Origin of the sequence: Acrocarpospora corrugata (genome assembly GCF_009687845.1) — a bacterium.
Lineage (GTDB): Bacteria > Actinomycetota > Actinomycetes > Streptosporangiales > Streptosporangiaceae > Acrocarpospora > Acrocarpospora corrugata.
In genome coordinates this window covers 1-11693 of record NZ_BLAD01000088.1, presented here as the reverse complement: position 1 = coordinate 11693, position 11693 = coordinate 1, and the positions used below count along the sequence as shown (strand labels likewise).

General features: G+C 70.1%; 13 protein-coding genes. 7 read left to right on the top strand and 6 right to left on the bottom strand.

Features of this window, described 5'->3' with window-relative positions; all coding sequences use genetic code 11:
- Positions 1–8 precede the first annotated feature (8 nt).
- Both Acor_RS34135 and Acor_RS34130 read right to left on the bottom strand, forming a co-directional pair.
- The gene (locus Acor_RS34135) at positions 9–1649 is read right to left on the bottom strand and encodes a fumarate hydratase (RefSeq protein WP_155340902.1); all 1641 of its coding nucleotides are present in this window, start codon (positions 1647–1649) and stop codon (positions 9–11) included.
- Positions 1650–1675: 26 nt separating this feature from the next.
- A complete protein-coding gene (locus Acor_RS34130; RefSeq protein WP_155340901.1) occupies positions 1676–2617 on the bottom strand; it encodes a DMT family transporter in 942 nt (313 codons plus the stop codon).
- Between the two features lie 68 nt (positions 2618–2685).
- Here Acor_RS34130 and pdxR point away from each other — a divergent pair, with 68 nt between their 5' ends.
- Entirely contained in the window at positions 2686–4038 is a 1353-nt protein-coding gene (pdxR, locus tag Acor_RS34125; protein ID WP_155340900.1) for a MocR-like pyridoxine biosynthesis transcription factor PdxR, read from the top strand.
- Here the strand turns inward: pdxR and Acor_RS34120 are convergent.
- The gene (locus Acor_RS34120) at positions 4001–5164 is read right to left on the bottom strand and encodes an MFS transporter (protein ID WP_155340899.1); all 1164 of its coding nucleotides are present in this window, start codon (positions 5162–5164) and stop codon (positions 4001–4003) included. The two genes, pdxR and Acor_RS34120, sit on opposite strands and share 38 nt — an antisense overlap.
- A 90-nt stretch (positions 5165–5254) precedes the next feature.
- Between Acor_RS34120 and Acor_RS34115 the strand changes: the two genes are divergently transcribed.
- Entirely contained in the window at positions 5255–5878 is a 624-nt protein-coding gene (locus Acor_RS34115) for a DUF1707 SHOCT-like domain-containing protein (protein WP_155340898.1), read from the top strand.
- A gap of 90 nt (positions 5879–5968) precedes the next feature.
- Here Acor_RS34115 and glpX read toward each other — a convergent pair whose 3' ends face one another.
- Positions 5969–7003, bottom strand: a complete 1035-nt coding sequence (gene glpX, locus Acor_RS34110) for a class II fructose-bisphosphatase (RefSeq protein WP_155340897.1) — start codon at positions 7001–7003, stop codon at positions 5969–5971.
- A gap of 183 nt (positions 7004–7186) precedes the next feature.
- On the opposite strand from glpX, the gene Acor_RS34105 reads away from it, so the two are divergent.
- From Acor_RS34105 to Acor_RS34090, 4 genes are all read left to right on the top strand, one after another.
- Positions 7187–7786: a TetR/AcrR family transcriptional regulator gene (locus Acor_RS34105; RefSeq protein WP_155340896.1), complete on the top strand. Its 600-nt coding sequence runs from the start codon at positions 7187–7189 to the stop codon at positions 7784–7786.
- A gap of 24 nt (positions 7787–7810) precedes the next feature.
- On the top strand, positions 7811–8353 hold the full coding sequence (locus Acor_RS34100) for a DUF4245 domain-containing protein (protein WP_155340895.1): 543 nt from the start codon (positions 7811–7813) through the stop codon (positions 8351–8353).
- A gap of 96 nt (positions 8354–8449) precedes the next feature.
- Entirely contained in the window at positions 8450–8623 is a 174-nt protein-coding gene (locus Acor_RS34095) for a hypothetical protein (RefSeq protein ID WP_155340894.1), read from the top strand.
- Between the two features lie 126 nt (positions 8624–8749).
- The gene (locus Acor_RS34090) at positions 8750–8941 is read left to right on the top strand and encodes a hypothetical protein (protein WP_155340893.1); all 192 of its coding nucleotides are present in this window, start codon (positions 8750–8752) and stop codon (positions 8939–8941) included.
- A gap of 271 nt (positions 8942–9212) precedes the next feature.
- Here the strand turns inward: Acor_RS34090 and Acor_RS34085 are convergent, their stop codons facing one another.
- Both Acor_RS34085 and xseA read right to left on the bottom strand, forming a co-directional pair.
- The gene (locus Acor_RS34085; RefSeq protein ID WP_155340892.1) at positions 9213–9452 is read right to left on the bottom strand and encodes an exodeoxyribonuclease VII small subunit; all 240 of its coding nucleotides are present in this window, start codon (positions 9450–9452) and stop codon (positions 9213–9215) included.
- A 10-nt stretch (positions 9453–9462) separates the two neighbouring features.
- Positions 9463–10674 (bottom strand): exodeoxyribonuclease VII large subunit, encoded by a 1212-nt coding sequence (gene xseA, locus Acor_RS34080; RefSeq protein WP_155340891.1) that lies wholly within the window; start codon positions 10672–10674, stop codon positions 9463–9465.
- Positions 10675–11179: 505 nt separating this feature from the next.
- Here xseA and Acor_RS34075 point away from each other — a divergent pair.
- The coding region (locus Acor_RS34075; protein ID WP_218034648.1) for a hypothetical protein at positions 11180–11693 on the top strand (514 nt) is incomplete at its 3' end.

Below are 11693 nucleotides of genomic sequence, written 5' to 3'. Positions count from 1 at the left end.
ACCCTCGTTCAACGCCGGCCGATGGTGAGCACGGGGCCCGTGGTGTCCTGGAAGAAGTCCTCGCCCTTGTCGTCCACGACGATGAAGGCGGGGAAGTCGACGACCTCGATCCGCCAGACCGCCTCCATCCCAAGCTCCGGATATTCCAGGACTTCCACCTTCTTGATGCAGTCCTGCGCGAGGCGGGCGGCGGGGCCGCCGATCGACCCCAGGTAGAACCCGCCGAACTCCTGACAGGCCTCGGTGACCTGCTTGGATCGGTTGCCCTTGGCCAGCATGACCATCGATCCGCCGGACGCCTGGAAGCGCGCCACGTAGGAGTCCATCCGGCCTGCGGTGGTGGGGCCGAAGGAGCCGGAGGCGTACCCTTCCGGGGTTTTGGCGGGGCCGGCGTAGTAGACGGCGTGGTCCTTCAGGTACTGCGGCATCTCGCCGCCGGCGTCCAGGAGTTCGGCGATCTTGGCGTGCGCGATGTCGCGCGCGACGACGAGCGGGCCGGTCAAACTGAGGCGGGTCTTGACTGGATATTTGCTGAGCTCGGCTCGTATTTCGGACATGGGGCGGCTGAGATTGATGCTGACCACGTCGTCGGAGAGATGCTCGTCGGTGGTCTCGGGCAGGAAACGCGCCGGATCGGTCTCCAGTTGCTCCAGGAACACGCCCTCGGGGGTGATCTTGGCGAGGGCCTGGCGGTCGGCGGAGCAGGAGACCGCGATCGCCACCGGGCAGGACGCGCCGTGCCGGGGCAGCCGGATCACCCGGACGTCGTGGCAGAAGTACTTGCCGCCGAACTGGGCGCCGATGCCGAGCTTCTGGGTCAGCTCGAAGACCTTCTTCTCCATCTCCAGGTCGCGGAAGCCGTGCCCGGCCGGCGAGCCCTCGGTGGGGATGGAGTCCAGGTAGCGGGCGCTGGCGTACTTGGCGGTCTTCAGCGCGTGCTCGGCGCTGGTGCCGCCGACCACCACCGCCAGATGGTACGGCGGGCAGGCGGCCGTGCCGAGCGAGCGGATCTTCTCCTCCAGGAACTGGAGCATGCGCTTCTCGTTGAGTACGGCCTTGGTCTCCTGGTAGAGGAAGGACTTGTTGGCCGAGCCGCCGCCCTTGGCCATGAACAGGAGTTTGTAGGTGTCCTCGCCCTCGGCGTACAGCTCGATCTGGGCGGGCAGGTTGCTGCCGGTGTTCTTCTCCTCCCACATGGTCAGCGGAGCCATCTGGGAGTAGCGCAGGTTGAGCTTGGTGTAGGCGTCGTAGACGCCGCGGGAGATGTGCTCGGCGTCGCGGCCGTCGGTGAGTACGTGCCGGCCGCGCTTGCCCATCACGATCGCGGTGCCGGTGTCCTGGCACATCGGCAGCACGCCGCCGGCCGAGATTGAGGCGTTCTTGAGCAGGTCGAGCGCGACGAAACGGTCGTTGCCGCTGGACTCGGGGTCATCGATGATCTTGCGGAGCTGGGCCAGGTGGGACGCCCGCAGGTAATGGGAAATATCGTGAATCGCGGTTTCGGTGAGCAGCCGGAGCGCCTCCGGGTCGACTTCCAGGAACCGGCGCCCGGCCCCTTCGACGACCCGCACTCCCTCCGCGGTGATCAGACGGTAGTCCGTCTCGTCGGGGCCCAGCGGCAGCAGGTCGGTGTAGTCGAACTCGGGCATCGTCTTTGATCCTCCGTGCGGGGTGGTCACTCGCCCCAAACTGTACGACGCCGCCGCCGTACCGACTCGGGCCGCAGCCCGATCAGGATGCCGACGATCACCAGGCCCGCCCCCAGCAGGTCGGCGGCGGAGGGCAGCCCGAGGCCGAGCACGGCGCCGGTGCCGATCGCGCCGACCGGGATCATCCCGGCGAACAGCCCGGCCTTGCCGGGACCGAGCCGGGGCAGCGCGCTGTACCAGAGGAAGAAGGCGACCGTGGTCACCACCAGCGCCAGATAGCCCAGCCCGAGCGCCTCCCCGAGCGTGGGGACCCGCAGCATGGCCGTGCCGTCGAAGACCAGGCCGAGCGCCAGCAGCACCGGCACCGCCAGCGCGGCCGAGTACGCGGAGACCCGGATCGCCCCCAGCTTCGGCAGCAGCGGCAGCGCCAGCAGCGAGAAGCACACCTCGCAGGCCAGCGCGCCGAGCGCCCACAGCAGCCCGGCCAGGTTGCCCGAGCCCAGGCCGGTCGCCAGCGTGGCCCCGGCCACCACGACGGCGGCGGCGACCAGGATGCGCGCGGGCGGCGCGCTCGGGGTGGTACGGCTGAGCAGGGCGGGGATCGGCGCGCACAGGGCCAGCGCCAGCGGGACGGTGCCGAGCACGGTGCCGACCAGCGTCGGGCCGGCGTGCCGGGCGGACTCGATCACGCAGATGTTGAACAGGACCAGGCCGGTGAGCGAGAGCAGCACGAGCAGGACCCGTTCTCGTGGCGTCAGCCGTACCGATGGCAGGCGCGAGAAGCGGGGGGCGGCGGCGAAAAGGACGGCGGCGGCGAGCGCGTAGCGGACGGCCTGGCCGCCGTAGAGCGGGTAGTCCTGGATCACGTCGGAGACCGCCGCGAGGGTGCCCACCAGGAACATCGCACCGGCCGCCATCCCGACGGCCTGGAGATCCTGCGGACGGCTGGTCTCGATATATGTGGTCATGTCGGATGATGCTAGGGACACAATGGTTCTCGTAATGAGTCCAATCACCCGCTGGAATCGAGGACCAATTGGCTGATCTCCATGTCGTGATCGATCGGGGCGCAGGCGGGATCGCCGGGCAGATCGCGCGGGAGTTGCGGGAGTCGGTGCGCGGCGGGCGGCTCGCCCCCGGGGCCCGGCTGCCCGCGAGCCGGGATCTGGCCAGGGATCTCGGGGTTTCGCGTGGTGTGGTGGTCGAGGCGTACGAGCAGCTGGTCGCCGAAGGGTTCCTGGAGTCCAGGATCGGCGCGGGCACCCGGGTGGCGCCCATGGCGGGGCGTCCGCAGGGGGAGGTGGTTTCGCCGTCGCCCGAGGCGGCTCTCGGGCCCCGGCCGACCTCGCCGGATCTGGGGGCCTTTCCGCGGCGGGCCTGGTCGGCGGCGTTGCGGCAGGTGCTGCTGACGCTGCCGAACGAGGGCCTGGACTACGGGGATCCCGGCGGCGTGCCGGAACTGCGGGCCGAACTGGCCGCCTACCTCCGGCGGGTACGCGCCGCCGACGTCACGCCGGACGACATCGTGATCGTCACCGGGGTCGCGCAGGGCCTCAGCCTGTTCGTGCACGTGCTGGCGCACGCGAAGGGCCGCCCGATCACGCTGGCCACCGAGTCGCCCTGCGCCACCCGCCAGGTGCCCCTGCTCCGGCGGGCCGGCGCCGAACTCGTCGGGGTGCCCGTCGACGACGAGGGCGTGGACGTCGACGCGCTCGCCCGTACGGGGGCTGACGCCGTGCTGGTCACTCCGGCGCACCACTACCCGACGGGCGTGCTGCTCTCCCCGCGCCGCCGGGCCGAACTGGTCGCCTGGGCCGCCGCCACCGGCGCGACCATCATGGAAGACGACTATGACGCCGAATTCCGCTTCGACCGCGACCCCGTCGGCTGCCTCCAGGGCCTGGCCCCCGGCCACGTCGTGTTCGCGGGCAGCGTCAGCAAGGCGCTCGCCCCCGGCCTGCGGCTCGGCTGGATCGCCGCCCCACCCGCCCTCGCCGGCGCGGTACGGCTCGCCCGCGCCGAATTCGACCTGGGCTCCCCGGTGATCGACCAGTACGCCCTGGCCCGCTTCATCGGCTCCGGCGGCTACGACCGGCACCTGCGCCGGATGCGCCGCGAATACCGCGCCCGCCGGGACGCCCTCGTCCAGGCCCTCGCCGAGCACTTCCCCGAACTCCGGGTCCGCGGCATCTCGGCCGGCCTGCACCTGTACGCCGAACTCGACGACCCCGCCGCGTTCGCCCGCGCCGCCCGAGCCCAGGGCCTCGCGGCGGAAACCGCGGGCGACGGACTGTCCATCGGCTTCGCCCGGCTGCCGGAGTCCCGCCTCACGGCAGCCGTCCGGGCCATGGCTACCGCGTACGGGCGAACCCCCGGGCCAGCACGATGATGGCGGCGGCCAGCACCAGCGGCGCGACGAAGGCGATCCGCAGGTCGGCCGCGTCGGCCACGCCGCCGACCAGGGCCGCGCCGACGATGAAGCCGACGTAGTTGAACATGTTGACCCGGGCGATCGCGACGCCGGTGCCCGCCGGGTCCAGCCGGCCCGCCGCCGAGAACGACTGCGGGGCGATCACCGAGAGGCCGACGCCGGTCAGCGCGAAACCGGCGATCGCCACGACCTCGTTCGGGGCGGCCACGATGGCCAGGAAGCCCAGCGTGGCCACCGCGCCGCCGGTGCGGACGATCGCGGCCGGCCCGAACCGGCGCACCGCGCGGTCGCCGAACACCCGGACCAGGAACGTCGTCGCCTGGTACGCGCCGAGCGCCCACGGCGCCAGCCACGCCTCCGACAGCATGATCTTCTCGAAGTAGACCGAGCCGAAGTTGGAGATCGAGGAGTCGCCGACGTACAGGAAGGCCATGGCCAGGCAGAGCGGCAGGATGGGGCCCCACGGGAAGCGGCCGGGGGTTTCCGTGACGGTTTCGACGTGTTCCTCGGCCGGAGAGCAGAGCCAGCGGGACGCGATCAGGGAGATCACGAGGGCGGGGACCATCGCGATCGTGAAGGTCACGCCGAGGGACAGGCCGTCGGCGGCCAGCGAGGCCCAGCCGGCGCCGATGACGGCGGCGGCGCTCCAGAGGGCGTGGAAGCTGGTCATCACCGGGCGGGCGTACCGGCGTTCGACGGCCGTGCCCTGCATGTTCATGCCGGCGTCGACGCCGCCGAGGCCGATGCCGAACAGGACCAGGGCGCCGACCAGCAGGGGGACGTTGGGGGCGAAACCGCACAGGGCGACGGCGACGCAGGCCAGTGGCTGGATCGCGCGGAGCATCTGGCGGCTGCCGTACCGGGCGGCGAGGGTGCCCGCCAGGACGCTGCCCGCGCCCGCGATGACCGGGACGACCAGCAGCAGGAGGGTCAGTTCGCCCTCGCTCAGCTGGTGTTTTCGCTGGAGTGCGGCGACCTGGGTGAGGAGCGTGGCGAAGGTGAGACCTTGGACGAAGAAGACGGCGAAGGTGGCGAGCCGCGCCTGCCGGTCTCGTGGGGTGGGGGCCACGATGCCTCCGTACATTCAGAACATGAGGGGCATTCAGGATCCCGTCAGGCTAGGGGTGGCGGACGCGACGGTCAACGGGGCTTCCTGAGCGTTTAGAGTCAGGGCGTGAGCAGTGATTTCCGTGACTGGATCGCCGCCTGGCTGGCTCCCCGCGATACCAGCGGCCCCCGGCCAGAAGATCTGCGCGCTTCCACCGCCGATCGGGAGCGGGTGTTCACCGCCCTCACCGACGCGGTCGCCGACGGCAGGCTCACCCCCGCCGAGCACGAGGAGCGGGTCGAGGCCGCCTACCGGGCCCAGACACTCGGCCAGTTGGCCCAGCTCACCGTCGACCTGCTGCCCCCCGAGAACCAGCCCATCGTCATGCACGAACGCCCGGTCATGGCACTGTTCCGCACCGAGAACCGCGGCGGGCGCTGGGTGGTCCCGGCCAAGATTCCGGTCACCTCCTTCGGCGGCAAGGTCAACATCGACCTCCGCGACGCGCTCCTGCAGACCCACCGCGTGGTCGTTCAGCTCGCCGTCATGGCCGGCACGGTCACCCTGCTCGTCCCCGACGGCGTGCTGGTCACCGTCGCGCCGCAGGCCCGGGTGAGAACGTTCAAGAACCAGACCCGCCCGCCGGAGTCCGCCTCCCCGCCGATCATCGAACTCGCCGGATTCGCGTACGGCGGGAAGGTGATCGCCCGCTGCCCCAACCCACCCAAACGGGGACTGTTCCGCCGGTGAGCAGAGGGCGGTGTCTCCGAGGGAGGCGTTTCAGCGAGCGGCGTTTCAGCGAGCGGCGTCTCAGAGGGCGGCGTCTCAGAGGGCGGCGTCTCAGAGGGCGGTGTCGAAGTTGATGGCGCTGTAGGCGCCGAGCTTCCAGAGCTGGTGCTCGCTCTCGATCTTGCGGATCGTGCCGGAGCGCCCGCGCATGACCAGGGAGTGGGTGACGGCCGCGCCGCCCCGGTAGCGGACGCCGCGCATGAGCTCGCCGTCGGTGACGCCGGTGGCGGCGAAGAAGACGTCGTCCGAGCGGACCAGGTCGTCGGTGAGCAGCACCTGGTCCAGGTCGAGCCCGGCGTCCAGGGCGCGGCGGCGCTCGGCGTCGTCCTGCGGCCAGAGCCGGCCCTGAATGACCCCGCCCAGGCACTTCATCGCGCAGGCGGCGACCGTACCCTCCGGAGTGCCGCCCACCCCGAGCATCAGATCGACACCGGTCCCGGCCCGGGCCGCCATGATCGCGCCGGCCACGTCGCCGTCGGTGATGAACTTGATCCGCGCGCCCGTCTCCCGGATCTCCTTCACGATCTGGTCGTGCCGGGGACGATCCAGGATGACCACCGTCACGTCGGACGGCTTGCCGCCCTTCGCCCGGGCCACCACGCCGATGTTGTGCGCGACCGGCGCGTTGATGTCCACGGCGCCGGCCGCCTCCGGTCCGGTGACCAGCTTCTCCATGTAGAAGACGGCCGAGGAGTCGTACATCGAGCCGCGCGGGCTGACCGCGATCACCGAGATGGCGTTGTTCATGCCCAGCGCGCACAGCCGGGTGCCGTCGATCGGGTCCACCGCCACGTCGCACTCCGGCCCGGAGCCGACGCCGACTTCCTCCCCGTTGAAGAGCATGGGCGCGTTGTCCTTCTCGCCCTCGCCGATCACCACGACCCCGCGCATCGACACGGTGTTGATCAGCTGGCGCATGCTGTTGACGGCCGCGCCGTCCGCGCCGTTCTTGTCGCCCCGGCCCACCCAGCGCGCGCTGGCCATCGCCGCCGCCTCGGTGACGCGGACGAGCTCCAACGCCAGGTTCCGGTCCGGAACGTGCTCCCCCGTCGCCAGCGCGGCGGGGACAGCGGTCTGATCAGCCATGATCGAACTCCTTAAGGTGGTGCTTCCCTACCCAGCAGCGACCCCTTCGATCGTAGTTGCCCCCTCCCAGCCGCCCTCGACGGGCTTGCCGGAGCGATAGTTGCCCCTTCCCTCAGGCCGGTACGGCCGTCCAGACCGGTCGTTGGGTCTCACAAAGTGACGGTGGAGGATAATCTCGCCACCATGAGCGACACGAGAGCCACCGAACGACCGGCCACCGCGCGCACGTCCGAGCGCGGCGCAGCCACCCGTGGCGCGCTCCTCGACGCCGCCAGGGAGATCTTCATCACCAGCGGCTTCGCGGAGGCCGGGGTCACCGACGTGGTGCAGCGGGCCGGGGCCAGTGTCGGCAGTCTCTACCACCACTTCTCCGGCAAAGCTGACCTCTACCTGGCGCTGTTCGAGGACTTCCAGACCCGGCAGACCCACCGCACCAAACAGGCCGTCCAGCAGGCCCGCCTGTCCGGGGAACCCGACCCGATGCCGCTGTTCCTCGCCGGGGCGCGCGCCTACCTCGACGGCTGCCTGGCCGAACGCGACCTGGCCGCCCTGTTCCTGCGCGGCGACGGCCCGCCCGGCTTCGAAGTCATCATGCGCGACCGCCTCCGCCAGTGGGCCCGCCGCAACGCCACCCTCTTCGAGAACGAGGACGCCCTCGTCGTCGTCATCACCGGCGCCCTCGCCGCCGTCGTCCAGGAACTCACCCTCTCCGACGACCTCGAAGCCGCCAGCCGGATGGCCGAAGAGGCCCTGCTCATCATCAGCCGAATCCGCCCCCACTGACCCGGCCCGGTATTCTCCATTGACGTGCGCCAATTCACCCAGGGTTTCTACGGGTACGCCGTCGCGTTGTTCGTCTGCCTTCTCGCGGTGGGTTTGTTCCTTCTGATCACCCCGCAGAGCCGGACCGAACACATCCCCCGGGTGGATTTCACCATCGACACCGCCAACGCGGCCCGCCTCGCCCCCTACGAGGTCGAGGTGCCCAGCCAGGTCCCCACCGGCTGGACGTCCACCAGTTCCCGCGTCACCCAGGACAAAAGCATCCTCACCTGGCGCCTCGGCTTCGCCACCGGCCAGAAAATGCACGCCATGCTCGCCCAGAGCAACGAAGCCCCCACCGCTGGCTTCGCCAGCCGCCTGGCCAACACGGCCACGGTCACCGGAACTCAGCAAATAGCCGGAAACACCTGGGAACAACGCTTCCGCGAAGACAAGAACCAACGCTCCCTGGTCCGCATCCTCCCCGACCACACCATCATCATCACCGGCTCCGCCGACTGGCCCGAACTAACCACCCTGGCCACCACCCTCACCCCCGCCCCCAAACCCTCAACCCCCTCCTCCTGATCCTGCCCCGCTCGTTCCGTCGGCCACGCCATGATCGTTGACGGCGACACTCGCCCAGGCCCTCCGAACAGACGTCCACCCTGTCTGCCACCCGGCGTGAACGCCCCTGGAGGTGGCCAGCACGCCAGGGTCCGTAAACGTGGCGCCGACCAGCACGCCAGGGTCCGTGAACGTGGCGCCGACCAGCACGCCAAGGTCCATGAACGTGGCGCCGACCAGCTGGTGCGCGAGGTGACGACCACCCCACAATGGGTGGACATGGGCTCATAGAAGGGCGCGAGGCTGAAGCCCCTTCGTTGTCCGGTCGCGGCAGGCGGCCAGCAAGCCCGGTGCAAGCGGCGGTGCCTACAAATAGCTCATGGAGAGCATTTCTCCGGCACCTACGGAGGAAGTGAAATGAGCACCCCCGTCCGATACATTCTCGCTGGCTTCATCCTCGCGCTCATCATCGGCCTAGCGATCGCCGGCTTCCACGGCCTGTGGAACCCTGCGGGAATATTCCTCCTGATCGGCGCCGGCATCTACGGAATCGTCAAACTCCTCGACCCCGGCTCCCCACCCGACAAGAAGTCCGCCCCCGGCACGTAGCCCGTTCAGTAGGGCGCGGGTGCGGTTGGAAGTGCGTAGCCCGATCAGTAGGGCGCGGTGCGTTCGAGAACGGTGTAGCCCGGCCGGAGGGGCGCAGCGCGTTCGAGAAGGGCGTAGCCCGCTCCCGGATCGGCTGGTTCGTCATCGACATCAACACCGCGCCGCACCCGATCCCGGTGCCGATGACCAGCGTTCCTGGGGCCGGCAGAATGCTGGCCTGTTGGCCACCGGGGCCAGGCCATCCGAGGAGCGCTGGGAAGGGCCTAACCCGTCAGAAGGGGGCTTCGTCTGAGGTGTTGGGGTGGGGGGTTTCGCGTTGGGCCATGGCGGCGGCGAGTTTGACGCGGGCGCCCTGGAGCCATTCTTCGCAGACGGCGGCCAGGTTCTCGCCGCGCTCCCAGAGGTCGATGGACTGCTCCAGCGTGAGGCCGCCGGTCTCCAGGCGGCGGACCACCTCGGTGAGTTCCTCACGCGCCTGCTCGTACGACGGAGTCTGCTTGTCCTGGGCCACGGAAACCACCCTAGGGGGAGGTCTCGGTGACGGTCACCGAGACGCGGTCGTCGGGAAGGCGGAGGGTGAGAGCGTCGCCGGGGGAGAGGTCGGCGGCCCGCCGGACGACCTCTCCGGACGGACGTTGCACGATCGAGTAGCCGCGTTCGAGCGTGGCCGCGGGAGACAGCGCGATCAGCCGGGCCCTGAGATGCTCCAGCCCGTCGGCCGACCGATCCAGCGAACCGGTGAGGCAACGCCGCGAGCGGTCACGGAGCGCGTCGACCTGCTCGGCACGACGATCGAGCTCCCGCACCGGATCCGACAACGACGGCCGCGACCGCACCGACTGCAGCCAGTGCTGCTCCCGATCCAGCCAGCCCCCCACGACCCGGCGCCCCCGATCCCTGAGCTGCCGGACCAGCGTCAACTGCTCACCCACATCCGGCACGACCTTCTTCGCCGCATCCGTGGGCGTGGACGCGCGCAGATCGGCCACCAGATCCAGCAACGGACTGTCCTGCTCATGCCCGATCGCGCTCACCACCGGCGTACGGCACGCCGCCACCGCCCGCACCAGCGACTCATCCGAGAACGGCAGCAGATCCTCCAACGACCCACCACCCCGGGTCACGATGATGACGTCGACCTCCCGATCCCCATCCAGCTTCCGCAACGCCTCAGTCACCTCAGCGACCGCATAGGACCCCTGAACGGCCACCGCCTCCACCTTGAACCGCACCGCGGGCCACCGCCGGCGCGCGTTCTCCAGCACGTCCCGCTCCGCCGCAGAATCCCGCCCGCAGATCAACCCCACCGTGCCCGGCAGAAACGGCAACCGCCGCTTCCGATCGTTGTTGAACAGCCCCTCGGCGGCCAGCACCTGCCGCAACCGCTCCAACCGAGCCAGCAGCTCACCGACCCCCACCGGCCGGATCTCTATCGCCGTGAACGCGAACGACCCCCGATTGACCCAGAAGTCGGCCTTGACGTGCACGACCACCCGGGCACCATCCACCGGCCTCGGCACACTCGCCTCATACACAGTCCGCGCACACGTCACCCGCGCCGACATGTTCGCCACCGGATCCCGCAAGGTCATGAACACGGTCCCACCCCGCGCCGTCAACTCGGTGATCTGCCCCTCCACCCAGATCGTCCCGAGCCGCCCGATCCACTGCGCCACCATCTGCAACACGGACCGAACCGGCAACGGCTCCTCCGGAGACGTCTTAGCCCCCACTCACCCTCCCCAACGCCCGGTCACGCCCCGCATCCCACTACGCCCCGCACCTTCTACGCCCGGCAGCGTAGCCGCCCCCACCGACAGAACACCCTCTCAGGAACCAGCTTCCAGCTTGGCCAGCCGGTTGCGATACATCGTGACAACCTCCACCCGCCCGGCAGTGGCCTCCTCGTAAGCGATCAACTCCTGAATCTCGACAGCCGACTTCCCACGCATACGAGCACGAAGCGACGCAACAGTCAGCCCCGCATACCCCGCAATGGGCTCGACGAGACCGCCCCGAGCACCAACGGCCCCACCACTGACGCCCTCAACGCCGACCGCTTCTGCGCTGGTGGCTTCTGCGCTGGCGGCTTCTGCGCCGACCGCTTCTGCGCCGACCGCTCCTGCTCTGGTGGCTTCTGCGCTAGCGTCCGCCGCACTGGCGGGTGCTGCGCCGGTGGTTGCTCCACTGGCGGGTGTTACGCCGGGCTTGGACGGGCCCTTTTTGACGGGGGCGGGCTTGGCGGCGGACTCCACGCTGGTGGGCCCTACGACGGCTGGCTTCGTGCTGGCTGGCTTCGTGCCAGCGGCCTTCGTCTCGCCCGTCTTCGTCTTCCCCGCCTTCGTGCCGGCCACGTTCGTGCTGGGGAGCTCAGCGTTCGGAGGCTCGGTGCTTGCGGACTGGGATGCGGCCGGGCTGGGCTTGGATGCTGCCGTTTTGGCGGAGGCGGGCTTGGCGACGGACTCCTCGCTGGCGGGCTCAACGGTGGCAGGCTTCGTGCCCGCCTTCGTGCTCGCAGCCTTCGTCTCGCCCGCCTTCGCGCTGGCAGGCTTCGTGTCGGCGGGCTCAGCGCTCGTGGGTTCGGTGCTTGTGGGCTGCGATGCGGCTGGTTTGGTGGGGCTGGGCTTGGGAGCGGCCGGTTTGGCCGGGGTGGGCTTGGTGGGGGTTGGGTCGGTTGTCTTCTTGGTGGGGGTGAAGATGACCGGGTCTGGCTTGGGGTCGGTGGTTGGTTTGGGGGTGGTGTCTAGGGCGG

Coding starts and splice junctions, on each gene's coding strand:
- Acor_RS34135 (WP_155340902.1), bottom strand. CDS start 1,649: ATGCCCGAGTTCGACTACACCGACCTGCTGCCGCTGGGCCCCGACGAG.
- Acor_RS34130 (WP_155340901.1), bottom strand. CDS start 2,617: ATGACCACATATATCGAGACCAGCCGTCCGCAGGATCTCCAGGCCGTC.
- Acor_RS34120 (WP_155340899.1), bottom strand. CDS start 5,164: ATGTACGGAGGCATCGTGGCCCCCACCCCACGAGACCGGCAGGCGCGG.
- glpX (WP_155340897.1), bottom strand. CDS start 7,003: ATGGCTGATCAGACCGCTGTCCCCGCCGCGCTGGCGACGGGGGAGCAC.
- Acor_RS34105 (WP_155340896.1), top strand. CDS start 7,187: ATGAGCGACACGAGAGCCACCGAACGACCGGCCACCGCGCGCACGTCC.
- Acor_RS34090 (WP_155340893.1), top strand. CDS start 8,750: ATGAGCACCCCCGTCCGATACATTCTCGCTGGCTTCATCCTCGCGCTC.